The organism is Hymenobacter segetis (assembly GCF_038448715.1).
Taxonomy (GTDB): Bacteria; Bacteroidota; Bacteroidia; order Cytophagales; family Hymenobacteraceae; genus Hymenobacter; species Hymenobacter segetis.
The window spans coordinates 16,613-41,334 of the sequence record NZ_JBCEVZ010000035.1 but is presented as its reverse complement, the minus strand read 5'-3'; the positions used below and the strand labels follow the sequence as shown (position 1 = coordinate 41,334).

The following is a 24,722-nucleotide window of genomic DNA, read 5'->3' as shown; positions in this document are numbered from 1 at the left end:
TTTCTTTGGAAATTAGGCGCGGCGCACGGCGGGCTTGACCGGCGCGGGCTTTTTGAGGTTCTTGCCCGCAGCGGGTTGGCGGGTGTCTTTGGATTTATCAGCAGCTTTTGCTCCGCTAGTTGCTGCTGCAGGCTTGGCCGTGGGCTTGCTGGCTTTGGCATTCGGCTTCACGCCGGCCGACCGCTCGGCTACGGCGGGCTGGACGTGGGCTTTCTCGCCATCGGCGAAAGACTTGCGGGCTTTGGCAGGCTCCATATCAACCGGCACCAGCAGCTTGTTTTCGGCTAGGTCGGTGTGCTCGGGCTCCGGCAGGGCCACGGGCGCGGCGATGCGGGGACCAGATTCTTCGAGGGTCAGCGTAATCAAGTCGCCGCGCTTGATGGGCGAGCCCGGGGCCAGCGACTGCTCGCGCACTCGGCCCGAACCCACGGCCCGCACGTACAGCCCCCGGTTTTCGAGCAGGAACAAGGCATCGCGCAGGCTTAGGCCTCGGGCCAATGGCACACGGTTGGGACGCACGGGGTTCACCACCAGCGCCACAGTACGGGCGTGGAAAGCGGTATCGGAAGCACCGCGTACCCACTCCTCGCCGCCGGTGGCCTGGGTGTTGCCCACCAAGCCTAGCTTCTGGCATACGAGGGCCAGTTCGTCGTTCATGCCAGCGCGTACCAGTGGCACGTGGCTCTTGTTCAGGCGGGCCTTGGCCAGCAGGGGGCGCTGGCTCAGCAAGTCGCGGGCCATGCACTTGTCGGCCACCTCGCGGAACACCGGCGCGGCCACGTCGGCTCCGTAGATGCGGCCGTTGCGAGGCGAGTCGACCACCACGATGCAGCTATACTTCGGTTTATCGGCCGGGAAATAGCCGCAGAAGCTGGTCGAATACGTCTTGGTGTACTGGCCATTTTTGAACTTCCAGGCCGTACCGGTTTTGCCGGCAATGCTGTAGTCCTTGGGCCGGATGCTGCGGGCCGTGCCGGCCGTCACCACCCCTTCCATCATCGACTTCAATTTAGCCAACGTGGCATCGGAGCAGATTTTGGGGTTCAGCACCTTGGTTTCGTTATGCTGCAGCACCTGGTCGGCCTGCTTGATTTCGCGCACAATCATAGGCTGCACCTTCACGCCACCATTGGCCACGGCATTGTAGAGGGACAGGGTTTGAAGCGGAGCCAACTTTAGCTCGTAGCCAATGCTCATGGTCGTGAGCGAAGTGCGGCTCCAGCTTTTGTCCTTAGTATCCTTCACGTAGGGTACCGCCTCGCCAGCCATCTGGAAGCCCAGCGGCTTGTTGAGCCCGAATTTCTTCAGGTAGTCAGTGTATTCGGTAGGATTACCCGAAAAATACTTGTCGACCAGCTTGGCCACGCCGATGTTGCTCGACTTCTCAAACACCTGCTGCACCGTGATGCGGCCGTAGCCGTGCGAATCCGATTTCACGGCCCCGCCCACGTACATCCGGCCATTGCCGGTGTCCACCACGTCGTCCAGCGTCAGCTCAGGGTGCGCCTCAAACAAGGCCATCATCGAGGCCAGCTTAAAGGTGGAGCCCGGCTCCGTCCGGCCCTGGTCGGCAAAGGCGTAGTTGTAGTCTTCCTTATAAGTATCGTCCGAAGCCTTGCCCAGGTTGGCCACGGCCTTGATTTCGCCGGTCGCCACTTCCATCAGAATCACGCAGCCATATTGGGCGTTGTTATCGACCAGCGACTTGTAGAGGGCATTCTCCGCCACGTCCTGCAGGTTGATGTCGAGCGTGGTTTTCACGTCGTAGCCCGGCAAGGGCTTGATTTCGGTACCGTCGTACACGGGCTTGATGCCACCCGGCACGCGCTCAAACAGCGCCTCACCCGATTTCCCGGCCAGGCTCTGCTCGAAGGTGTACTCCAGGCCCGCGCCGTGATGGTCCTCATTCACGAAACCGATGGTGCGCTGCGCCAGCCCGCCGAAGGGCCGGAAACGCTTGTCCACCTTCTCAAAAATGGCCCCGCCCCGGTTCCGCTTCTCGCGGAATACCGGCCAGGTCGCCATCAGCTTCTTCTCCTGAAAGTTGATTTGACGCGAGTTGAGGCGGATATAGCGCTGCTTGGCCGAGTGCGCGTTCACCAACCGGCGGCGGTACTCCTGCACACTACGGTCGCCGAAGAAATGCGACAGATGCCAGGCCAGCGAGTCAATTCCGGCCTTAAACACGCCGTCCTCCACCACGCCCGGGTCCCAGGCCACGCGGTAAAACGGCAGCGAAGTAGCCATAATACTCTCATTATCAGAGTAAATATTACCCCGCGTGGCGGGCACCGACTGGTAGCTGATGCGCCGCTCCTGCTCCAAAGCCCGCCACTTGGCCCCCTCCTGAAACTGAATCTTGGTTGCCTTCCAGAAAATGGCACCCGAAAACACGGCTACCCCCAGAAAGGCCAGCCGCACCCGCGTAACTATCGACTTTTTAACGCTGCCTTTCATCGGGAATGAGCTTTAACGGTCTGCTTATCTGCCGATTGTTTCTTATGCGAACTTGTGCCTTTTTGTGCCTTATTCTTATTGTCGGGCTTATTCGGCTTGCTGTTGCGCTTAGCAGTAGCTGCTTGAGCGGCCCGAGGCGAGGCAGTTTCCCGGCGCGGCGCGGGTGCTACCGGCATCGAATCGCCTTCCAGCGCTTGGGGCGGGGCGATGATTTCGGGGCCGCTGTCCACGTCGGAGCCGTCGGCGGGGCGCTTGCGGCCGGCCAGTTGGTCGGCACGCAGGGCGGCGGTGGAATCGCGGTCGGCGCGGGCGGCCAGGGTATCGGCCGTGAGCACGGGCATCAGCTCCAGTTCAGCCGCGTCGAGGTGACCGGCCGGCACGGTGATGCGGAAGGGCGGCGAGGAGCTTTCCACCAGGCCGATGGCGGCCACTTTGCGGGCCACCTCGCTTTGCTTGCTGGCCTCCATATAGTCCGATTTCAGGGTGGTGTAGTCAGCCCGCAAGTCTTCGGTTTCCTGCTTGAGGCGCTGAATATTGCGGTTCATGCGGTTGCCATAGTGCGTGTTGCCGATGTAGAGCAGCACCAGCAGCATCACAAAAAGCAGGTGCGGCAGGAAGCGTACCGGCAGGCCCTCGCGGAAAAGCCCGTCCACGCTCGTGGCGCGGTCAAGCAGCGAAAACAAGCTCCACGAGCTGCGCGGGGCCGTTTCGGGCGCGGGCTCACGGCGGCGCTTCTCGCGTTTGCGCGCGGGGGCCGGGGCGGGTTCGGGCTCGGGAGCCACGTACTCGGCCACGGGGGGCGCGGGCGCTACCTCCGGCTCGGGCGCAGCAACCGGACGCGGCACGTTGGCGCGGCGCGGGGCATCGACAGGACGAGGTGTATTAGCGGCCATCGGCAGGGTCTAGTTTCGGATTGCAACCCGCAATTTAGCACTTCGGGCGCGGCTGTTCAGCGCTACTTCGGCCGGGTCGGCTTCTTCGGGCTTGCGGTTCACGGCCTCAAAGGGCTTGCTTTCATTGCCGAAGAAGTCTTTTTCGACCGTGCCGAAAAATTTGCCCTTCGCTATGAAATTTTTCACCAGCCGGTCTTCCAGCGAATGGTAGCTCATCACCACCAGCCGGCCGCCGGGGCGTAGCACGTCGGCGGTTTGCAGTAGCATCTCCTGCAGGGCCTGCATTTCCTGGTTCACCTCGATGCGCAGGGCCTGAAAAACCTGGGCCAGGTACTTATTTTCCTTGCCGCGCGGCGTGCAGGGCTGAATGGCCTGCTTAAGCTCAGCAATGGTTTCGAGGCGACGGCCGCGCCGGGCCGCGCCCACTGTGGCCGCTAGGGTGCGGGCATTGGTCACTTCGCCGTACATCCCGAAAATGCGGTGTAGGTCGGCTTCCTTGTAATCGTTGAGAATGTCGGCGGCCGTCAGCGGGCCATCGGGGTCCATTCGCATATCCAATGGGCCGTCGAAACGGGTTGAGAAGCCGCGCTCAGGCGTATCGAATTGGTGCGAGCTCACGCCGAGGTCGGCCAGCAGGGCATCAACGGGCAACGCGCCAAGCTGCTGTAATTCAGCGAACAAATCCCGAAAATTGGCTTTTACAAATGTAAACTGCGGGCAGGCCAGCTTGATGGCTTCTACCTCTGCGTCAGCATCCTGGTCGAAGCTGTAGAGATGGCCGGTGGTCAGCTTTTCAAGGATGCGGGCCGAATGGCCGCCCCCGCCAAAGGTGACGTCGACGTAGCGGCCATTGGGCTGTAAGTCCATGGCAGCCAGGCACTGGGCTAGCATCACGGGGCGGTGGTAGGCCTGGTCGTTATCGTATTCGCTCATGCTTTGGCAGCCAGGCCGGCGAGCGGCGGGGTTTCAACGGATAAAAATTTCTGTGCCAACTTACTAAAGCTCTGCTGGTCTTTGATGAGGAACTCGTCGTAGCGGGCCGGGTCCCAGATTTCGCAGCGGTTGCCCAAGCCCACGATAATGGCTTCCTTTTCGATGCCGGCGTAGCGCAACATACTGCGTGGCAGCATGAAACGATTGATGCTATCGAGCTCCACCTCAGTCATGCCCCGAAAAAAATTGCGTTGAAACTGGCGATATTCTTCGTTGAATTCGTCCAGTGCCATCACCTTCTCGTGGATGACGCGCCAGGCGGCGCGTGGGTACAGCACCAGGCAGGGCTCGAAACCGCGCACCAGCACCAGCTGGTTGCCCGACTGCTCGGGCAGGTTGCCCTTCACTTTGGCCGGCAATACCAGCCGCCCCTTAGGGTCGAGCTTGCATTCGTATTCGCCGGAGAGCAGGTTCATGGGCACGGGAGGCCGGGTGGGAAAGCGGCGACATTAGCAAATGTACGGGAAGCCCTGCGAAAACCAACCACGATTTACCATTTCCTACCACAAATGCAAAAAGGCCTTTGGAGCGTTTAAAACCGGTTTTTTCTGCGTTTCTACTCCTCAGCAAATTCAACAAAGCGGGCCTTGCACCTGACTTTACCAAAGTGGCAGCCATTTTTGGTGGGCATCGCTCAAAATGGCTGCGGGCTGCCGGCCCCAGATGTTGTACCTGCCCCGGCCGGATTTCGCACGCCGGACAACCTGTATCGGGCCGTACCTTTGCAGGAGTCATGCGTCCTCATTCTCTGTCCCGTCGCCTCGTCAGTGTTCTGCTGGCCGTGCTGGTGCTCATCACCTCGGTGGGCCTCACGGTGCAGCGCCTGACCTGCCGCATGAGCGGGCAGAGCACCGTGGCCATTTCGGTAGCCGGCCGGGCCGAGCTGCGTGGCTGCATGGGCGAGTTGGCCCCGGCTACGCCCAAAGCTGCCGATGGCTGCTGCGATTTCAGCAAGCACGAGCACAAGTTGAGCAGCCCGGTGCACGAGCTGGCCGCCAAAATCCTGGTGCCGGTTCCGGCGATGTCGGTTATTGTGCCACCACTGAGCTGGCCAGTTTCAACTGCCGACACTTTTTCGTTGGCCGTTACTGGACCGCGTTGGTTTGCGGCCGATGCCTCACCCCCACCCCTCGGAGGCCGGGCGCTGCTGGCCTTTGTCTGCACCCTGGAAGTCTAAGATTTCTGATTTCCCCCTGCTGCATCGGCCGCAGCGGAAGCTGTCGCGGCTACTTGCAGCGGCAATTCATCAGAAAATCTTAACTTTCAGATATTATGCGACATATCAGCGGAATTTTTCCGCATATTTTAGTACCTGCGTTACTCACGGCTTGGCTATCCACCGGGCAAGTGGCCGCCCAATCGGCGGCCATTGCGCCGGTGCGCGGCGAGGTTACGGAGACCGGCAAGGGCACTCCCCTTCCCGGCGCGGTGCTGCGCTGGCTCTATGATGCGGCCGACGCAGGCGCGCCGGTTATCACGGCTACTTCGGATGCGGCCGGGCACTTTGTGCTGGTGCGGCCGGCGCGGGCGGCCTCGCGGCTGGTGGTGCAGGCCTTGGGCTACCGGCCCGATACGCTGGCAGTGCCGTCTACCGGCGCGCCCTATTTGCGGGTGGCCCTGCGCCCCGGAGCCGAGTTGGGCGAAGTAGTGGTGACAGACCGCGCCCCGGCCTACTCCTCCCTCACGCCGGCCAACGTGCAGATGATTTCGGGCCGCGACCTCACTAAATCGGCCTGTTGCAACTTGGCCGAGAGCTTCGAAACCAACGCCTCGGTGGAAGTCACGACTTCGGATGCGGTATCGGGCGCGAAGCAGATTCAACTACTCGGGCTCGATGGCAGCTATTCGCTGCTGACCGTGGACAACCAGCCGGCCCTGCGCGGGCTGGCCGCCCCCTACCGCCTGGGCTACCTGGCCGGGCCGTGGATTGAGAACATCGAAATCATTAAAGGGACGGGCTCGGTGGTGAATGGCTACGAGGCCATTTCAGGGCAGGTGAATGTGAAGCTGAAGGAGCCGGAGAAAACCGACCAGCTACTCTTCAATGCCTACGCTAACGACCTGGGTAAATTTGATGTCAACCTCAACGCCTCGGCCCGCATCAACCCGAAGTGGAGTACGCTGCTGCTGCTGCACACCGACCATCTGGGCAACCGCGTAGACCGCAACAAGGACGGCTTCCTGGATTTGCCACTGGCCACGCAGTTCAACGCCTTCAATAAGTGGAAGTACATCTCGGGCCACGGCATCGTGAGCGAGGTGGGACTGGGCGCGCTGCGCGAAACCCGCCAGGGCGGCCAGCTCGATTTCCGCGATACCGGCGAAGCCGCGTTCACCCAGAATTACGGCACCACGCAGGCCACCACCCGATACACCGGCTATGCCAAAACCTCCTACACCTGGCCCGCGCGGCCCTTCCAGAGCCTGGGCCTGCTACTGACCGGCACCGACCACGACTTTACTTCCCGGTATTCCTACGGCTACCAGACCCTGCACACCGACCACGACCCGAGCCTGCCGTTTTACTTTGTCGATAACCGCACCTCGCGTGCTTACGATGGTAGCCAGCGCACCGGCCAGGCCACGCTGCTGTTTCAGAGCGCGTTGGGTAACACGGCGCATGTGTACCGCACCGGCCTGAGCTTCCTGTATGACAACTACGACGAGCGCCTGACCGCCGGCCGCAGCTACCTCACCGACACGCCGGCCGCCGTGGAAGCCCGCGAGCACCGCACCCGCCGCGAGCTGGTGCCCGGTGCTTTCGCCGAGTACACCTACCAGAACAGCCGCAACCTGACCGTAGTAGCTGGCCTGCGCGCCGACCGTCACAACCTCTACGGCTGGCAGCTCACCCCGCGCCTCAACATGAAGTACGACGTGCTGAAAAACACGGTATTGCGTGCTGCCGCCGGCAGCGGCTTCCGCGTGGCCAACCCCATTGCCGACAATGCCGCCATGCTGGCCAGCGCCCGCGAGTTCGTCATCGGCTCCAACCTGCGGCCCGAAAAGGCCTGGAACCTGGGCGGCAGCGCCACCCAATATTTCACGGCGCTGGGCCACCCGGCCACCTTCATTCTCGACTACTACCACACTGAGTTTGTGAACCAGGTGGTGGCCGATATGTACACCGCGCCCGGTATTATTTCCATTGATAACCTGTCGCCGGGTGGTCGCTCCTTCGCTCGCAGTCTGCAAGCAGAGCTTCAGGTAGAGCCAGTGAAAGGGCTGCAAGTGAAAGGCGCATATAAATATCTGGATGTGCGTACCACTTACGAAAACAGCCTGTTACCTAAGCCCCTCACCCCTGCCCATCGCGCCTTCCTAAACCTGGGCTACGCCAGTGCCTTCGATAAATGGCGGGCCGATTTCACAGTGCAGTGGTTCGGGCAACGGGCGCTGGCACACGTCACGAGCGAGCACGCCCACGGCACGGGCCAAGTGTACGCTCCAGAAACAGCCCCGCGCTACGCCCTGCTGAACACTCAGCTCACACGGGCTTTCAAGCGTCTGGAAGTGTACGCAGGGGTTGAAAACCTTACCAACTACCGCCAGCCCAACCCCATCGAAGGCGCGGCCAACCCGTTTGGGCCGACGTTCGACGCCGCTATGGTGTGGGGGCCGGTCTACGGCCGCCTGACCTACGCCGGGCTGCGCTACCGCATTGAGTAGCTACACCAAAAGCTTAGGCTGGCAAAAATCAATTTTTCCGGCAGCAATTTTGTTAGAGCTGTCGTCACTCGCTTTTAATTTTCAACTATGAAATCCCTCCTCCCGCTTTCGCTTTCGTTGCTCACGCTGCTCAGCTTCTCCCCCAGCGCTCAAGCGCAGACTGCTCCTGCCGCCGCACAAGCCGCCACCAACGGCATAGCCACGGCCCAGTTCAAAACTTCGGCCGTTTGTGATATGTGCAAAGCCCGCATCGAAAAAAGCCTCGCCTATGAGAAAGGCGTGCAAAGCGCCGTGCTGGATGTGCCTACCAAAGTCCTCACCGTGACCTATAAGGCCGACAAAACTACTCCCGCCGCCCTCCGCACCGCCGTGCAAAAAACTGGCTACGACGCCGACGAGCTCACTGCCGACGCCCGCGCCTACAACCGCCTGCCCGACTGCTGCAAGAAGACCAACGCGGTTCACTAGACCACGGATTGGCTGCGCCGAACTTCGTTTCGCTCGGATTTTTCGGATTCCACAGATTTTGTGGACGCATCCTTACTAGAACAAAAAAGCCGCTTTGCTGAGCGGCTTTTTTATTGAGCAGAAATTTCTAAACCGCTTGCAAATCGTCCGCGAAATCCGAAAAATCCGAGCGAAACGAAGTTCGGCGCAGCCAATCCGTGGTTTGGTTTAATAAAAGGGTTCTGCTTCCTGCAACCGACGGGTCACGTAGGCCCCGGCGGGCGTTACGATTCCGGCCAGGAAATGCGCGACCAAGGTATGGTGCATCTGGGTGGGAGACAGAAACTCGGCATCGGCGGTGCGGAGGTTACGCATCTGCTGCTGCCAGAGGCGCGCCAAGAAATCCACGTCGAGGCCTTCCTGGTAAAGCTGCTGGGCAATGCCCTGGCATAAATTGGCCCGTACATAAGCGAACATGTGGGCGTTGCGCTGCGCCTGCCACTGTTGCCACACGGCGGGGTACAGTGCTTCGGCATCCCGAAAAAAGGCCGTGTTGCCTTGCGCCATTTTCTGGTTGACCAGCACCCGCACCGCCAGGAGTTCTTCGACAGCAGTAGAGCATTGCCGACGCAGTTGCTCCAGTTCGGCGCGCATCTGGCGGCCGTAGCCTTCCAGCACGGCCTGTACCAACGCGGCCTTGCCAGCCGGAAACTCGGCGAGGATGGCACTTTCGGGTTGGTCGAGGCGGGCGGCCACGTCGGCCATCGACACGGACGCGATGCCTGCCTGAAAGAATAGCGTCTGCGCCATTGCAACGGTGTGAGAACGGTCCAGCACAACAGGTGGCTCGGCTAAGGCAATGGATGGCATGAACATGGCTGACAATAGAGAAATGAGCAACCGCTGATGGTGCCCGCCTATAAGACGCTTCCAGAACGCGTTTGGTGGCATTCTGCGTATCCCGACAACGGTAAAAATCTACGGGTGGGCCACTTTTCAACCCCAACCGGCCCGGTACATCGTTCAACCGCCTTGCCGTGCCCGGTGCAAAACCGAACGCCTGCCAACTACGAAATCCGTAGAATCCGAAAAAACCGGGCCAATCTGTGGTCCTTATTTTGCCCGCCACAACCGCCACCAGGGCAAATACGGTTGGTCGTGGTGTTCGTAGTGATACCCAAAGAAATAGCAGCTCACAAACGCCCACAAGTGGTGCCGGAACTGGCTGCGCGACTTGTGCGGGTTGTCGGCCGCGTGTTCGCCTCGGTGCGGCAGGTAGGTGCCGAAAAAGAACAGCTGCAAGGTGGCCAGCACTGCCGGTATCATCCAGAAGGCGATGACGTTGGCCTGCGGGAAGAAGAGTTTGAGGACGTTGTAGGTTGCGGCCATCAACAGTATTTGCCACCAGGTCACGTAGTTCCAGGCAAAGCGCAGGAACCACGGCAGGAAGCCGGGGTGGCGGCCGTCGTGGAAATCGGGGTCCTCCTGGGTGCCCACGTGGCGGTGGTGAGCATAGTGCTTGGGCAGCTGCCCGGGAAACCAGTTGTAGGCAAACAGACCGGCGGCCAAGGTACCCAGTGCGTTGTTCAGGCGCTTGTTGGGGCTTACCACGCCGTGCATGGCATCGTGCGCAGTGATGAACAGGCCGGTGTAGAGGTGGGTTTGCAGCAACGCCAGCAGGTAGGGCGCGGGCGAATGCCAATCGGGCTGGTACCGCGCCAATAGAAAGCCCACCAGCGCCGCCCACAGCACCACAATCAGCCCGCCAATGGCCACGCCGGTAGTGCCGACGGGCGCAGGAGCAACGCGCCGGATGGCCGCCACAGAAGGAACCGATGTTGCCAGCGCTTCCATCAGTCAACGATGAAAAGAGTGGCTCCGATAACCGTACTACTGCGATGGGCTTCCGCCCCATCGGCCACCTGGTAGCTCATGCCCGGCGTGAGCGTGAAGACACGACCATCGGCCAGCTCCGTTACCAACTCACCAGCTGTCACCAGCAGAAAGTGTCCTTTCTGGCACCAGTGGTCGGCCAGGTAGTCGGGGCTGTATTCTACCATACGCACCCGCACCGGGCCAAACTGCCGGGTTCGCCATGTGGCCACGCCAGTCGTGCCCGAGTGCTTTTCCCCGGCAACCTCGGCCCAATTAGTAACCCCAAACGGCAAATCCATTATCTGCATGGCTTGGCAAAAAATTGACTACAGGCTCAGCAGTTGCTCGCGCACCTGCTCCATCAGCCACATCGGGGTGCTGGTGGCCCCGCAGATGCCCACCGACTGCCCCGGTTGGAACCAGGCCGCGTCGATTTCGGCCACGTTGGAGATGAAGTGCGTTTGCGGATTGGTTTCGAGGCAGACCTGATAGAGCACCTTGCCATTGGAGCTTTTGGTGCCTGACACGAACACAATCTGGTCGTACTGAGCGGCGAAGCGGCGCAGGTCCTTGTCGCGGTTGCTCACCTGCCGGCAGATGGTGTCATTGGCATTCACCTGGTAGCCCCGCGTTTCCAACTGATTTTTAATATTGTAGAAACTGTTGGTGCTTTTGGTGGTCTGGCTGTAGAGGGTAATATTTTCGGGCAGCTCGTGGCTCAATAGCTCATCAAGGCTTTCGAACACCACGGCGTTGCCGCTCGTCTGGCCCAATAGGCCCAGCACTTCGGCATGGCCGTGCTTGCCGTAGATGAAGATTTGCTCCTTTTTGTCGTAGCTGGTTTTGATGCGGTTTTGCAGCTTCAGCACCACCGGGCAACTGGCGTCAATCAGGGTCAGGTTGTTTTCCAGGGCCATCTGATAAGTGGCCGGGGGCTCGCCGTGGGCCCGAATGAGCACGGCCTCATCGCGCAGCTCGGCCAGCCGCTCGTGGCAGATGATGCGCAGGCCGCGCGCCTCCAGCCGTTGCACTTCCTCGTCGTTGTGCACGATATCGCCCAGGCAATAGAGATAGCCCTGCTCATCAAGCAGGTCTTCAGCCATTTGAATGGCGTATATCACGCCGAAGCAAAAGCCGGAGTTGGGGTCGATTCGAACGCTGAGGTGCAGGAAGGGCATACGCCAAAACAAACCACGAAGCCCCCCGCAAGGTTGCGGAGAACAGGCTGGTTATTACCGAAAATACGTCAGCCGGGCTTAATTCAGTTTGCACCATGCCGAAAGCACTGCATAAGCTTCAGCTTATGCGGCATTTCTACTCCTTCACTTTGCTCAGGCGCTGGGCCTCATCCTCGCTCACGTGCCCGCGGCCTACCAGAAAGCCGCGCACCGTGCGGAATGCTTCGGCGTCGAGCCCAGTGCCGGGATGGTTGAGCGCAGCGTTGAGCAGCATTTCCTTGTCTTCGTCGATGTGCTTGCTCAGGCCGAGGAAGGCAGGCAGGTTGCTTTCGACCGAAAAGCGGAGGAAGCGGATTTCGGGGTTTTGCGGGTCGAGGCTCACGGCTTGCTCGAAGGTTTTGGCCGCGTCCTGCACGTAGGTGAGCTTGTTAAACATCGACGCATCACGGGCGCGGATGGCTTCGGAAGCGGCTTTGTAGCCCAATACCAACGCGTCACGGTCCTGATAATCAGCCAGCAGCTTGTAGAATTTTTCACCGGCGGCTTTGTCGGCGGCGGCCTGCTCGTAGTGGCGGCGCAAAATGGCTGGATGGTAAGGGGAAGTCGAGGACACAGTATGGGAGGTGAGATTGGATGAGAAGGGACGTAATGCTTTAGCGGCCGGATGGGTATGTTTGAAAACCGGCGGCGCACCGCCGGCGCGCCGGGCACTACTACGCAAATCGGCCGCCGAGGACGACGAACCAACCCCTACAATAACCGCAAAAAACAGAACCTTGGGAATTCGCATATCAGCAAAAATACGGCGTAAGGCCGCAAACGACTGACTTTATACAAAAGCCGCGCCCAAAAACCGCCTCAGATGCGCGAGAGCCGGTAGCGGAAATACGAGCCCAGCAGCAGCAGCAGCTTGGTGTTATCGGGCACGCGCACCCGCTCGCCCAGGATGCGGGCGGCCGGTAGCTTCTTTATTTTATAGAAGAGCTTGAGGTAGTACACGTAAGCCAGGTACACGCCCAGCTTGGCCGAGCGCGGCAGCTGCTGAATGCCCGCGTAAGCCGCCTCAAAGTCGGCTTTGATGTCGGACTCAATCTCGGCTTTGGTCGCGTCATTAAAGCGCGAATAGACCACGCCGGGGAAGTACACGCGGCCCCGGTCCTCGTAGTCGGAGCGGATATCGCGCAGGAAATTCACCTTCTGAAACGCCGAGCCCAGCCGCCGGGCCGGCTCGCGCAGCCGCTCAAACATGGCATCGTCGCCGTCGCAGAAGATGCGCAGGCACATCAGCCCCACCACTTCGGCCGAGCCGTAGATATATTCCTGATACAGCCCCGGGTGGTAGTGCTGGTCCTCCAAATCGAGGGCCATGCTGTGCAGAAAGGCCTCAATAAACTCGCGGTCAATCCGATACCGATGCACGACGTGCTGAAAAGCGTGCAGCACCGGATTGAAGCTCAGCCTGGTATCCAGCGCCTCATAAGTCTGGCGGCGGAAATCGGCCAGCAGCGCGGCCTTGTCGTAGTCGTGGAAGGTGTCCACGATTTCATCGGCCCAGCGCACGAAGCCATATACGGCGTACACCGGCAGGTGCAGCCGTTCATCGAGCGTGCGGATGCCCAGCGTGAACGAGGTGCTGTAGCGCCCCGTGATGAGCTTGCTACAGGCCAGGCTGGTGTCGGTGAAGAGTTTAACGTGGTCCATGACGTTCTATTGGTTCTCTTTCAGCACTTCGCCCGCCACTACCTGCCCCGAAATGAGCGAAGGCGGCACGCCCGGCCCGGGCACGGTGAGCTGGCCCGTGAAATACAAATTTGCCACTTTTTTACTCTTGAGCGTAGGCTTCAGAATGGCCGTCTGCTTCAGCGTATTAGCCAAGCCGTAGGCGTTGCCTTTGAAGCTATGGTAGTCGGCGATGAAGTCGCGGTGGGCGTAGCTGCGCTTGAACACCACCGCGTCGCGGATGTTGTGGCCGCAGTGCTTTTCGAGACGGTCCATTAGCAGATTGTAGTAGCGCTCGCGGGTGGCTTCGTCGTCGGTGAGACCGGGGGCCACGGGGATGAGCAGAAACAGGTTTTCTTGGCCTTCGGGGGCCACGGTGGGGTCGGTTTTGCTGGGGACTGAGGCGTAGTAGAGCGGCTTGGTGGGCCACTGCGGCTGCTCATAAATCTCGCGGGCGTGCTGGGTCAGGTCCTCGTCGAAGAAGAGGTTGTGGTGGCGCAGCTTGTCGAGTTTTTTATTCACGCCGAGATAGAACAGCAGACTGGACGGGGCCATCACGCGGGATTCCCAGTATTTCTCGTCGTAGTGGCGAAACTCGGGTTTCAGCACCTGCTGCTCGATGTGGTGGTAGTCGGCTCCGGCAACCACGGCATCGGCCGAAAAAAAGCCGCTGGCGGTGCGCACGCCGGTGCTGCGGCCATTTTCGACCACGATTTCCGTCACTTCCTGATTGTATTCGATTTTTACGCCCAACTCTTCGGCCAGGCGCACCATGCCTTCCACAATCTTGTGCATCCCCCCTTTCGGGTACCAGGTGCCCAGCGCTAGGTCGGCGTAGTTCATCAGCGAGTAGAGGGCGGGCGTATTCTCGGAAGTAGCGCCGAGGAAGAGGATGGGAAACTCCACTAACTCCAGCAGGCGCGGGTCTTTGAAGAAGCGGCGGACGTGCTTGTGCATGCTTTGCAGCACATCCATGCGCACCATATCAACCAGCAGCTTTGGGTCGGCAAACTCGAAAATGGAGCGGCTGGGTGCGTACACCAAGCGGTTGATGCCGACTTCATACTTATACGCCGCCTGCTTCAGAAACTCATCGAGGCGGGCGGCGCTGCCGGGCTCGTAGCGCTCGAACAGCGCCCGCAACTCGCTCATTTTGGCCGGAATATCCACGGCTTCCGGCCCTTTAAAAATCACCTGATACGAGGGGTCAAGGCGAATTAATTCGTAATAATCAGCCACTTTCTTGCCGAAGCGGGCGAAGTATTTCTCGAATACATCAGGCATCCAGTACCAGCTCGGACCCATATCAAAAGTGAAGCCCTGGGCGTGAAATACCCGCGCCCGCCCGCCGGGGCCTTCATTTTTTTCGAGGATGGTGACGCGCCAGCCGGCCTGGGCCAGCGTGGTGGCGGCCGCCAGCCCGGCAAAGCCGGCCCCGATGACGACAGCGTGTTTTGTATTAGCGGTGTTGGAAGGCAAGAGCAAACAGGAACGAAATCAGTTAAACAGGCAGGCGAAGTACGCCCAAAAAGAAACCGCCGGCCCAGCGCCGCAAATGCAGCAGCAGGCCGGCGGCCACCGCGCGGGCGCGGCAAAGTTTAGTCTTCCATGGTTTCGGCGGCATCGGTAACGGCCGAGGCACCTACCGGGGCGTACACATGCAGGGCCGATTTCAGGTCCTTACGGGCGATGTGGATGCGGTTTTTGACGGTACCAATCGGTATTTGCAGCTTCTCGGCAATCTCCATGTACTTGTAGCCGATGTAGTACATCATGAACGGCGTGCGGTAGTCGGTGCCGAGGCTGGAAATGGCCTCGTTGATGTCGCGCACCACAAAATCGGACGTGGCGCCGTTGTGGGTGATGTAGTTCTGGTCGGTGTTGAAATACTGGAAATACTCCGTCGAATCAATGTTGGAGCTGCGCTTGGTTATCTTGTTGTAGTTGTTGATGAAGGTGTTGCGCATGATGGTATACAACCACGCCTTCAGGTTGGTACCGGCTTTAAACTTGTCCTTATTGAGCAGGGCTTTGAGGAGGGTTTCCTGCACTAAATCTTTGGCGTCGTCAGCGTCTCGCGTCAAATTCATGGCGGCGGGCCGGAGCGTCAGCGAAATTTTCTGCACTTGCGAGGTAAATTCGAGCGAATTCATGCTGTTTAGCTTTTCGTGACCATTTGTTAAACAAATATACGAGCCGGCTGCTAATCCGGCTAGTCCGGGCCTAAAGAATTTTGCTCGGCACGCCTACTTTTCGCCATAGGCGCGGCAAGGTACGGCCGACCTCGGTTTCAGCCCGACGAATTTCCCCGAAAGCCCGTGATGTTTTTGTGAAGTTTTCGGGCTCACCTACGGAGTGCGCCGCCAACCAGATTGCCCGCTTCAGGCCGCCACCGGCTCGGGCTCATGCTCACCCACCAGCGCCAGAAAATCAGTCATTAACTCCGGTGCAACGCAGTTTTTGGGTAGTTCCAGGCCTTCCTGCCGAGCCAGTGGCCCGTAGAGCACCACCAGCTTATCGGCGCACATTGCGGCCACTTCGCGGGCAAACTCCCCTACTTTGCCACGCTCGGGCTGCGAGGTTAGTACCGTGGCAACGGCATCGGGCTGGTAGGTTTCGCACACGGCGTGCAACTCGGCGGTGGGCAGGTTCTGGCCCAAATAGAGCGTGTGCTGGCCGCGCGCCCGCAGGGCGTAGTTCATAAATAGCAGCGCCAGCTCGTGCAGCTCATTGGCGGGCAGGAACAGCACCCAGCGGCGGGCCGAGGTGGGCACGCAGGGCAGGGCATCGGTGGCGGCTAGCAGTTTCTGGCGCAGCAAATGGGCCAGCAGGTGCTCCTGAGCGGGGTTTACCGTGCCGGCCAGCCACATCAGGCCAATGCGCTGCAGGAGTGGGTATGCCACAAAGAGCATCATCTTTTCGAAGCCCAACCAGGCGGTGGCTTCGTTGAGCAGGTGGTTGAGACGCTGCTCATCGAAGCTCAGCATGGCGGCCAGCAGGGCATTCACCTGCTGATGGTAGTCGTGGGAATCGTTGCAGCAGGCCAGCACGGCCGCCTGAATCTCGGCATCGCTGAGGCAAGCCACCTGCGAAATGCGCTTTCCCCGCCCGCACAACGTGCTCACATTCAGCAGGCGGCGCAAATCATCGTCGCAATACGTGCGGATGTTGGTAGCGGTGCGCACCGGGCGCAACAGGCCGTAGCGCTGCTCCCACATCCGAATGGTGTGCGCCTTGATGCCCGAAAGCTGCTCTAAGTCGCTGATGGAGAAGTGGCCCATTGGGGTAATTAAAAACTTATTGAGTTGAGAATTAAAAATCAGCACGCAGAATCCGGACTAGAATTCGGCGGCTCGGGGGTCATTTTTAATTTTCTCTTTCATTTTTAATTGGTGCTGCTTTCGGGCCAGCTCCAGGTATTTGGGCGAAACCCACAGCAGGCCGAACTCAGCTGAGCCGTCGCGGCCCGTGGTTTTGTGGTGGGTTTTGTGGGCCATGTTGAGGGCCCGCAGGTAGGTATTCTGCGACTTTTTCCAGAAGCGTAACCGGCCGTGAATCAATACATCGTGCACGAAAAAATACACCGTGCCGTAGCAGGCAATGCCCACGCCCACCCAAAACCACCAGCGCCCGCCATTGTCGCCGGTGATGAACAGGGCGGCCGAAATGCCCCCGTAAATCAGAAAAAACAGGTCGTTGCGCTCCACCGGGTGCGGGTGGCGCACGTGGTGCGAGCGGTGCAAAAACCACAGCGGCCCGTGCTGCACAAATTTGTGCATAAACCACGCCCAGAATTCCATGAATCCGAAGGTGCTAAGGGTGATGCCAATGGCGGCCAGGGCTGTCATGCGGAGGTAACCGTTGCGGAGAAAAAGTTGTTTGCCGGAAACGTAAAAACGCCGCTCTGGTCCATTTCGGGCCAAAGCGGCGTTCAAGATACTACTTTCCTGAGGGCCGTGGGAAGCGGCAAGGCCCGGAGCAGCCTACCAGCCAATCTTTTCTTTGCTGAGGAAGGCGGCAATGCCTTTGCGGCAATCCTCCGAGCCGCGGGCTTCGGCGTTGCGCTGGGCGGCGTAGCGCAGGCCTTCTTCGAGGTCGAGCTCGGGCAGGTGGGCCAGCATTTCCTTGGTTACTTCCATGCTCTGGGCCGAGTTTTCGCGGCACAGGCGCTGGGCGAAGGTGTGCACGTTTTCGGCCAACTCGGCCTTGGGGGCCAGGAAGGTGATGAGGCCCATGTCGAGGGCGGTTTGGGCCGAAACGGGGTCGCCGGTGAGCAGCAACTGCTTGGTGCGCGACTCGCCGATTTTGCGCAGCAGGAATACGCTCACGATGGCCGGCAGAAAGCCGATTTTTACTTCGGTGTAGCCAAACTTGGCCTCGGGCACAGCAAAAGTCAGGTCGCAGATGGCGGCCAGGCCGCAGCCACCGGCCAGCGCATGGCCCTGCACCTGGGCGATGACGACTTTTTTGAGGGTATAAATCTGGTGGAAGAGCTGCATGAGGTGCGTGCTGTCCTCCAAGTTGTCGGTGTAGCCGTAGCCCTGCAACTCCTGAATGTAGGCCAAATCGGCCCCGGCGCAGAACACCTCGCCGGCCGAGCGCAGCACGATAACCTTGGCGTCTTCGTCGTTTTCGGCGAACTCAAACGCCTGTTTCAGCTCGGTTACCACGTCGGCGTTCAGGGCGTTGCGCTTGTCGGGCCGGTTGAGGGTGATGTAGCCAATGCGGTCCTGGGCTTCGTACTGAATGTAGCGAAGGGCTTCGAGTTCGGGGGTGAGCAGGTTTTCCATAGGGGCGGTATTGGCGCGGACGGATGGTTACAGCTGGGATGCCGCCGGCGGGAGAAAGGTGGCATCTTCCAAGGCAATTAACGCAAAAAATGTACGGATGGACTGCCTTGCTCGACCAAGCACCCGGTAGAACCGTTGAAAGTCATTGACTACTGGTCCATTGACCATTCTAGCTCTAACTCGGAAGAGCTGGGGTCGGCGGTTGCCTACGGGCCCCACCCTACCGCCCGGCCAACGGCGGCGCGCACCGAAAAGCCCCCCGCGCCGTGACGTCCCAGGTGCGGAAGCCTTGGGCGCGCAACAGGGAATCCTGCCGGGCCACGTACCAGATTTTACAGCTCGAATCGAATACCACCTGCACCCGTGGGCCGAAGACGGCAGCCACGGTTTCGGGCTTGAGGCGGGCGTTGCGGCGCAGCACCAGCACATCGACGGGCGCGGGCTTGGTGGCGGTGGAAATGCGATTGGAGACGAAGGCTACCCGCAGGCCGCGCCAACGGGCTAACACCACCGGGCCGGGCTTGAAATACAGCTTCTCGTTCGTGCTATCAGGGTCGGCGAGGCGCTGCACGGGCACGGTGCAACCGCGCCAGCCCACGCGGTAGGCCGTGCGCCGCGCCGCCCGCCTGATGATGCCCGGCAGCAGGCGGTAGGTGCGCTCGGTTTCGGTGAGCGGCAACGAGTCGGGCGTGACGAACTCGGCCGCCGCGCCCTGCCAGAACCCCACCGCCGAGCGGCGCGGAATGCTGTACACGATAAATTCCTCGGTGGGCGCTACGGCTCGGGCCTCGGCCACGCGGCTGCCGCCGTAGCAGCATAACAGCAGCGCCATGCCGCGAAGCCAGCCCAGCCGGCGGGTATTCAGCCAGGCCAGGCCGGCCCCGATTATCCCGAAAAGCAACACCGTTTGCAGGGCCGAAACGTGGATATCGCGCACCACCCAGCCGGAGAACCAGCGGCTTATCAGGAAGATGTATTCGTTGAACGCCCAGACCATCCATTCAAATACCTGGGCCACGGCGCGGGGAAGCAAGTCGAGCCACCACGCCGCGCCGGCGGGCAGCAGCAGGCCAATTGTGGCCATAATTCCCTTCACCGCTAATAAAGCCAGCCCCACATAAACCGCTCCGCTGGAAATGGGCACAGCCACAAGGTTGGAAAATAGAAAGCTGAACGGGAACTGATGGAAGTAGTACAGCCCCAGCCCAAACGTGGCCACCTGCGCCGCTAAGGATAGCGCCACCGCCTGCCACACTTTGTCCAGAAACCAGCCGCTGCCGCGCCAAGCCCACTGCACGGCTTTGGGCTGCCAGGGCCGGCGGCGGGCGTAGAAATACGCTTCAACATCGAGCCAGCGGGCGATGCGGGGCTGCACGTACACGATGCTGAGCACCGCCAGAAACGAGAGTTGGAAGCCCACATCGGCCACCAGAAACGGGTTCCAAACCAGCAAGCCGAACGCGGCCACACCCAGCGTATTGAAGATGGAATCCTGCCGCCCCAGCGCCCGTCCGATGATGATGACCGTGAACATAACCGTGGCCCGCAGCACCGACGCCGACAGCCCGGTGAGAAAGGCGTAGCTCCAAATCACGGCCAGCCCCACCAGCGACGACCACAGCAAAAAGCCCTTCACGCGCCCAAACATCTTGCGCAGCACCCACGACATGGCCGCGAACAATAAACCCACCTGCAAGCCGCTCACCGCCATTATGTGTGTGGTGCCCGTGGCCGTGTAGGCCTGCTTGGTGGCCAAATCCACGTCGTCCTTGATGCCCAGCACCAGCGCCGAGGCAATGGCATACTCCCGCTTGGCATGGATATAATGCCGGAAAACGCCATCGAGTTGCGCAGCAGCTTTCATGCTGATGGCTACCAGCACATTAGGCGGAGCCAGCCGCAGAATCCGGTACTGGTCGGGGTGTATGTATTGCTGGTGATAGACTTGCCTATACTCCAGATAGCGGGCGTAGTCGAACTCTCCCGGGTTGAGCGGCGGCTTGCTGGGGTCGGGATGGCCGCGAATGAGCCAGACCTCGCCGTACTGCGGCTGCGCAATGCCCGCCACCCGGGGCAGCGACACCCGCACGCCGCCCGTGGCCCGGCGCCAGCGGCCGGCCACGCGCACGGCCTGCACTTTCAGAGTGGTGGCGTAGGTGGCGGCCCGTACCACGGTGGCTTCGTCCACCACGGCCTGGTAGCATTCTACATTATCGCCGAAACGGTAGAGGTGGTCGGCGCGGCGGCATTCGGTGGCGCGCTGGGTGAGCGTGGCCCCCAGCGCAATGATGGTGAGCAGCGACAACAGACCGGCAGCATCGGATGAGAACGGCGTGCGCTGTCGCACAGCCCAGAAAATCAACCCAATGCTTATTAATGACAGGGCTGCGGTAACGGGCCACAGTTCCGGCCAGTCAGCCCCGAGGTAGAGGTAGCCCACGATGCCGAGAATCAGTGCGGGGGTGTAGCGCACGAAGGGAAAGGTGGCCCAGGCAATCATTAGCGGGTAGAAAAGGGAAAGGGTATTGGGCTGGCAATGTAGCGGTTTGGGCCGAAACAGCCAGCTTCACCCCGGCCACGCCTGCCCCCTGGCCTTATCCCAGCACCATCTTGAAGTGCTGAATCCCCGCCTCCTCAAACATCTCCCCTTCCTTCCGAAACCCGTGCCGCTCGTAGAAGCGGACGGCATTAATCTGCGCGTTCAGATACACTTCAGCATCAGGTAGCTCGGCTTGCACATCGGCCAGCACGGCGTGGAGCAGCGCGGCCCCGATTTGCTGGTTGCGGAAGCCTTCGAGTACGGCGAAGCGTTCCAGTTTCACACCGTTATCGGTTTCGCGCCAGCGGGCGGCTCCGGCGGGCGTGCCGTCCTCGGTGCGGGCCAGGTAGTGGCGGGCATCGGTACGGTCGTGGAGGTCATTTTCGAGGGTGGCGGGCACGCCCTGGCCTTCCACGAATACTTTTTCGCGGATGGTGAAGGCGGCGTCGAGGTCGCGCAGGTCGGTGATGCGGTAGGCGGTGGCGGGCATGATATATGATTAAAAACTGTCATCCTGAGCAGAGCGAAGGACCTTATCACCGCTGAACAACGAGTTCAAACGTGGTAAGGTCCTTCGCTTTGCTCAGGATGACAGATGGTTATTAAAAAAAATCAGACAGCAAGAGCTACAGCGCCTGCTCGTGGTTCACGGGCAGCTCCGTTTCTTCGGACCCAAGCTGCTCGCCTTCTACCAAACCCTGCTCGCGTAGGCGGCGCTCGTGCCGCTCATCGCGGCGCGGAATGCCGTTGGCCTGCGCCTGGCGCACCGTTTCTTCGGTGTCGAACTTGTCGTAGGCTTCCACGATTTCCTTCACCAGGCGGTGGCGCACCACGTCTTCGGAAGTCATTTCGACGTAGCCGATGCCTTGCACGTTTTTCAGAATGTCCATGGCCTGCATCAGGCCCGATTTCTGGCGGGTGGGCAGGTCAATCTGACTGCGGTCGCCGTTCACCATCACCTTGGCCGTGGGGCCCATACGGGTCAGAAACATCTTAATCTGGCTCGGGGTGGTGTTCTGGGCCTCGTCGAGGAGCACGAAGGCGTTGTTCAGCGTCCGGCCGCGCATGTAGGCCAGCGGGGCGATTTCGATGATTTTATTTTCCTGGTAAAACTTCAGCTTTTCGGCCGGAATCATGTCTTCCAGGGCATCGTAAATCGGGCGCAGGTAGGGGTCGACTTTCTCCTTCATGTCGCCGGGCAGGAAACCCAGGCTTTCGCCGGCCTCCACTACAGGGCGCGATATGATGATTTTCTTCACCTCCTTGTTCTTGAGCGCCCGCACGGCCAGGGCCACCGAAATGTAGGTTTTGCCGGTACCGGCGGGCCCGAGGGTGAAGGTGAGGTCGTGGGCCATTACAGTATCCACGAGCTTCTGCTGGTTGGGCGTTTTGGCTTTGATAACGCCGCCTTTGGCCCCGAAGAGAATAACATCGGGCGAGGCGGCCAGCACCCTGCCTTCGGCCTCTTCAGAAGTGGCGGAGAGGTACTGATTTACCGTTTTCTCGGTAATCTGGCCGTATTGGTGGTAGTGCTCGATGAGCGAGGAAAGCAGGTCGTTGATGCGGGCAATGACTTCCGTCTGGCCCTGGATTTTGATTTCGTTGCCGCGGCTGATGATTTTGGAGCCCGGAAACGCGGCCGCCAGCTGGCGGATATTCTGATTGTCGGGGCCGAGGAAATCGACCAAAGACATGTTTTCGAGGGTGATGATTTTTTCGACCAAGTTGGAAGAGAGGGGGAAAGAGAAAGGGTGTGGGAAAAAGGGCCCGTTTTCGGCCCAAACCGGCTACTTTTGCCCCGGTTCGGGCGCTGGAACAATACTACGAAAAACTACGGAACACTGGCATGGGGTTGATTACGCTGCTCACCGATTTTGGCTACCGCGACCATTACGTGGCGGCCCTGAAGGCGCGGCTGCTGCACCTGGCCCCGGCGATTCCGGTGGTCGACATCAGCCACGGCGTCGAACCCTTTAACATCGCGCACGCCGTTCACGTTCTCCAAAGCGTGTTCCGGGATTTTCCTGTGGGCACGGTGCATGTCATCGGCGTGGCTGACCACGGCGCGGGGGCTGAGCCCGGCTGGCTGGCCGCTGAGCTTGAAGGCCACTATTTCGTGAGCGGCGACAACGGCATTCTGGCCCTGCTGGCCAACGGCACGCCCGAAAACCTGGTGGCCCTACCGGCCGCCATCACCGCCTCCCCCACCCGCGACGTGTTGCTGCCCGCCGCCGTAGCCCTGGCCCAAGGCACCTTGCTCAGCGACCTCGGCCCCGCCGTTACAACTCAGCACCAGCTCAATAACCGCCAACTGCGCCTCCAGGACCACCGCATCACCGGCCACGTGGCGCACGTGGACCACTACGGCAACCTCGTCACCAACATTTCGCGCACGGCAGTGGAGGCCGTGGGCCACGGCCGGCCGCTGGCCATCCACTTCGGGCGCGATGTGGTGCGCGACCTGCACCCGCACTTCTCGGCCGTGCCGCCCGGCGAGGCGGTGGTGGTGTTCAATAGCCAGAATTTTTTGTGCCTGGGCATTTGCCAGGGCAATGCGGCGGAGCTGCTGGGGCTGAATTTTGATTCGCAGGTAGACGTGCGGTTTCAGGCGGAGTAGTCAAGGGCCCCGTCTGTCATTGCGAGCGCAGCGCGGCAATCCGTCCTGTTCTCAGCGACTAACCCTGAGATGTGATGCAGCCCTAAATTGCGCGGCCGCCGGAACCTCACCCCCGGCCCCTCTCCAAAAGAGAGGGGAACCTAGTGTAATTTTTAAAGCAGGAAGCCCCGGCACCGCAATGGTGCCGGGGCTTTTCACATTATTAGGCTGGTCGCTGAGAACAGGATGGATTGCCGCGCTGCGCTCGCAATGACAAATGACTACTTCAGCGCGCCTTTCAAGTCGCTTACGGCTACGCCTTGGGCATCTTTCGCCTCGGGAACCACGGCGGCCATGCCGAAGAATTCGTGCGTAGTGCCGTCGTATTTTTTGTAGTTGACTTTCACACCAGCAGCGGAGAGCTTGTCCGACAACGTTTTGCCTTCGCTGGTGAGCGGGTCGTAGTCGGCGGCGATGATGGTGGTGGGCTCAAGACCTTTCAGGTTGGCGGCCACGAGGTTGATGCGCGGGTCTTTCAAATCAGCAGCGGTGCGCTGGTAGTTCTTGAAGAACCACTCCATGCCGCCCTTGTTGAGGGGAGCGGTCTGGGTGTTGGCCTGGTACGAAGGCGTATTGGTATCGGAGCCGGCGATGGGGTACACCAGCACCTGGTATTTGGGCAGAGCCACTTTTTTGTCGCGGGCCATGATGCTGACGTTGCAGGCCAGGTTGCCGCCGGCGCTTTCGCCCACTACGGCCACTTTGGCGGGGTCGCCTTTCATGCTGGCAGCGTTTTTCAGCACGTACTGGTAGGCGGCGAAGGCATCATCATGCGCGGTCGGAAACTTGTGCTCCGGACCTTTACGGTATTCCACCGACACCACCACGGCACCCACCTGCTCGCACAGGGCCTGGGCCGAGGCTGCGTAGGTATCATTCGTGGCAATCACCCAGCCGCCACCGTGGTAATACACGATGACCGGATACGAAGCCGCGCCGCCCTTGGGCGTGTAGATGCGGGCCTTCACACCGGGCATCAGAGCTTTAGTAACGGTGTCACAGTTCAGGGGCGGCACGGGAATATTGCTGGCCTTCATCTGCTTCATAGCCGCGTCGGCGGCGCTGGGCTGCTTGCGGGCCTCGGCTGCGGTGATTTCGGGGAAAGGCTTGTTTTTGAAGCTCATGAGCTGCTCGATAACGGCCTGCATCTCGGGCTTGAGATTGGGACCCCAGGCGGGTTTGGGGCCGGTGGGCTTCACGGCACCCGTGCCAGCAGCGGGAGCGGTTACGGCGGCACTATCAGAGGCAGCGTTGGTTTCGCCGGGAACCACGGTGGCGGTTTTATCGGCTTCGGTGGCGGTGGGCTGGCTGCTGCAGCTGCTGAGCAGCAGGCCGCCGGCCAGAGCGGGAGCAGCAAGCCACGCAAAGGCTGCCGAACGGGTGGTGGAGAGTTTCATGAAAAAGAACAGGTAAAATATGACAGTATGAAGAGAAGGTGTTTGCGGCAGGTTCTACGCCTAATGTTCGTCAGAGTTGACAGAAGCCCAAGATTTGTAGCTTATGGGA

The 24,722-nt window shown here is 60.4% G+C and carries 23 protein-coding genes; 4 read left to right on the top strand and 19 right to left on the bottom strand.

Annotated elements, in window-relative coordinates; genetic code table 11:
- Positions 1-12: 12 nt before the first annotated feature.
- From AAFH49_RS14280 to mraZ, 4 genes are read right to left on the bottom strand one after another with little or no spacing between them, the layout of a single operon-like run.
- Positions 13-2,457 (bottom strand): penicillin-binding protein, encoded by a 2,445-nt coding sequence (locus AAFH49_RS14280; protein ID WP_342299168.1) that lies wholly within the window; start codon positions 2,455-2,457, stop codon positions 13-15.
- On the bottom strand, positions 2,454-3,350 hold the full coding sequence (locus tag AAFH49_RS14275; protein ID WP_342299166.1) for an FtsL-like putative cell division protein: 897 nt from the start codon (positions 3,348-3,350) through the stop codon (positions 2,454-2,456). The genes AAFH49_RS14280 and AAFH49_RS14275 overlap by 4 nt, the downstream gene beginning before the upstream one ends.
- A gap of 9 nt (positions 3,351-3,359) precedes the next feature.
- Positions 3,360-4,283 carry a 16S rRNA (cytosine(1402)-N(4))-methyltransferase RsmH gene (gene rsmH, locus AAFH49_RS14270; protein WP_342299164.1) on the bottom strand — a complete coding sequence of 308 codons (924 nt, stop codon included), beginning with the start codon at positions 4,281-4,283 and terminating at the stop codon, positions 3,360-3,362.
- A complete protein-coding gene (gene mraZ / locus AAFH49_RS14265) occupies positions 4,280-4,759 on the bottom strand; it encodes a division/cell wall cluster transcriptional repressor MraZ (RefSeq protein ID WP_342299161.1) in 480 nt (159 codons plus the stop codon). Before mraZ ends, rsmH begins: the two co-directional genes overlap by 4 nt.
- A gap of 317 nt (positions 4,760-5,076) precedes the next feature.
- On the opposite strand from mraZ, the gene AAFH49_RS14260 reads away from it, so the two are divergent.
- The 3 genes from AAFH49_RS14260 (at position 5,077) to AAFH49_RS14250 (ending at position 8,480) form a co-directional block, all read left to right on the top strand.
- Complete coding sequence (locus AAFH49_RS14260; RefSeq protein WP_342299160.1) at positions 5,077-5,520, top strand: hypothetical protein; 444 nt, start codon at positions 5,077-5,079, stop codon at positions 5,518-5,520.
- Between the two features lie 170 nt (positions 5,521-5,690).
- On the top strand, positions 5,691-8,012 hold the full coding sequence (locus AAFH49_RS14255) for a TonB-dependent receptor (protein WP_342299159.1): 2,322 nt from the start codon (positions 5,691-5,693) through the stop codon (positions 8,010-8,012).
- 87 nt (positions 8,013-8,099) lie between these two features.
- A complete protein-coding gene (locus AAFH49_RS14250; RefSeq protein WP_342299157.1) occupies positions 8,100-8,480 on the top strand; it encodes a heavy-metal-associated domain-containing protein in 381 nt (126 codons plus the stop codon).
- Between the two features lie 207 nt (positions 8,481-8,687).
- Here the strand turns inward: AAFH49_RS14250 and AAFH49_RS14245 are convergent, their stop codons facing one another.
- The 14 genes from AAFH49_RS14245 to AAFH49_RS14180 all read right to left on the bottom strand — a co-directional run bounded on the left by AAFH49_RS14245 (position 8,688) and on the right by AAFH49_RS14180 (position 22,284).
- Positions 8,688-9,269: a TetR/AcrR family transcriptional regulator gene (locus AAFH49_RS14245; protein ID WP_342299154.1), complete on the bottom strand. Its 582-nt coding sequence runs from the start codon at positions 9,267-9,269 to the stop codon at positions 8,688-8,690.
- Positions 9,270-9,572: 303 nt separating this feature from the next.
- The gene (locus AAFH49_RS14240) at positions 9,573-10,313 is read right to left on the bottom strand and encodes a fatty acid desaturase (protein WP_342299151.1); all 741 of its coding nucleotides are present in this window, start codon (positions 10,311-10,313) and stop codon (positions 9,573-9,575) included.
- The gene (locus AAFH49_RS14235) at positions 10,313-10,633 is read right to left on the bottom strand and encodes a DHCW motif cupin fold protein (protein WP_342299182.1); all 321 of its coding nucleotides are present in this window, start codon (positions 10,631-10,633) and stop codon (positions 10,313-10,315) included. The genes AAFH49_RS14240 and AAFH49_RS14235 overlap by 1 nt, the downstream gene beginning before the upstream one ends.
- Positions 10,634-10,660: 27 nt before the next feature.
- Complete coding sequence (locus AAFH49_RS14230) at positions 10,661-11,512, bottom strand: 4-hydroxy-3-methylbut-2-enyl diphosphate reductase (RefSeq protein WP_342299149.1); 852 nt, start codon at positions 11,510-11,512, stop codon at positions 10,661-10,663.
- A 136-nt stretch (positions 11,513-11,648) separates the two neighbouring features.
- Positions 11,649-12,125 carry a hypothetical protein gene (locus tag AAFH49_RS14225; RefSeq protein ID WP_342299146.1) on the bottom strand — a complete coding sequence of 159 codons (477 nt, stop codon included), beginning with the start codon at positions 12,123-12,125 and terminating at the stop codon, positions 11,649-11,651.
- Positions 12,126-12,370: 245 nt separating this feature from the next.
- Positions 12,371-13,213, bottom strand: a complete 843-nt coding sequence (locus AAFH49_RS14220; protein WP_342299145.1) for a phytoene/squalene synthase family protein — start codon at positions 13,211-13,213, stop codon at positions 12,371-12,373.
- A gap of 6 nt (positions 13,214-13,219) precedes the next feature.
- The gene (locus tag AAFH49_RS14215; protein WP_342299143.1) at positions 13,220-14,710 is read right to left on the bottom strand and encodes a phytoene desaturase family protein; all 1,491 of its coding nucleotides are present in this window, start codon (positions 14,708-14,710) and stop codon (positions 13,220-13,222) included.
- Between the two features lie 119 nt (positions 14,711-14,829).
- Entirely contained in the window at positions 14,830-15,384 is a 555-nt protein-coding gene (locus AAFH49_RS14210; RefSeq protein WP_342299142.1) for an RNA polymerase sigma factor, read from the bottom strand.
- Between the two features lie 228 nt (positions 15,385-15,612).
- Complete coding sequence (locus tag AAFH49_RS14205; protein WP_342299140.1) at positions 15,613-16,512, bottom strand: MerR family transcriptional regulator; 900 nt, start codon at positions 16,510-16,512, stop codon at positions 15,613-15,615.
- A gap of 57 nt (positions 16,513-16,569) precedes the next feature.
- The gene (locus tag AAFH49_RS14200; RefSeq protein WP_342299138.1) at positions 16,570-17,079 is read right to left on the bottom strand and encodes a sterol desaturase family protein; all 510 of its coding nucleotides are present in this window, start codon (positions 17,077-17,079) and stop codon (positions 16,570-16,572) included.
- Between the two features lie 135 nt (positions 17,080-17,214).
- Positions 17,215-18,021, bottom strand: coding sequence for an enoyl-CoA hydratase/isomerase family protein (locus AAFH49_RS14195; protein WP_342299136.1), 807 nt, complete (start codon positions 18,019-18,021; stop codon positions 17,215-17,217).
- 220 nt (positions 18,022-18,241) lie between these two features.
- The gene (locus AAFH49_RS14190; protein WP_342299134.1) at positions 18,242-20,521 is read right to left on the bottom strand and encodes a ComEC/Rec2 family competence protein; all 2,280 of its coding nucleotides are present in this window, start codon (positions 20,519-20,521) and stop codon (positions 18,242-18,244) included.
- 94 nt (positions 20,522-20,615) lie between these two features.
- On the bottom strand, positions 20,616-21,050 hold the full coding sequence (locus tag AAFH49_RS14185; protein ID WP_342299131.1) for a GNAT family N-acetyltransferase: 435 nt from the start codon (positions 21,048-21,050) through the stop codon (positions 20,616-20,618).
- Between the two features lie 136 nt (positions 21,051-21,186).
- Positions 21,187-22,284, bottom strand: coding sequence for a PhoH family protein (locus AAFH49_RS14180; protein WP_342299130.1), 1,098 nt, complete (start codon positions 22,282-22,284; stop codon positions 21,187-21,189).
- 122 nt (positions 22,285-22,406) lie between these two features.
- Between AAFH49_RS14180 and AAFH49_RS14175 the strand changes: the two genes are divergently transcribed.
- Positions 22,407-23,177, top strand: a complete 771-nt coding sequence (locus tag AAFH49_RS14175) for an SAM hydrolase/SAM-dependent halogenase family protein (RefSeq protein WP_342299129.1) — start codon at positions 22,407-22,409, stop codon at positions 23,175-23,177.
- Positions 23,178-23,437: 260 nt separating this feature from the next.
- On the opposite strand, the gene AAFH49_RS14170 is transcribed toward AAFH49_RS14175, so the two are convergent.
- Complete coding sequence (locus AAFH49_RS14170) at positions 23,438-24,613, bottom strand: alpha/beta hydrolase (protein ID WP_342299127.1); 1,176 nt, start codon at positions 24,611-24,613, stop codon at positions 23,438-23,440.
- Positions 24,614-24,722 lie beyond the last annotated feature (109 nt).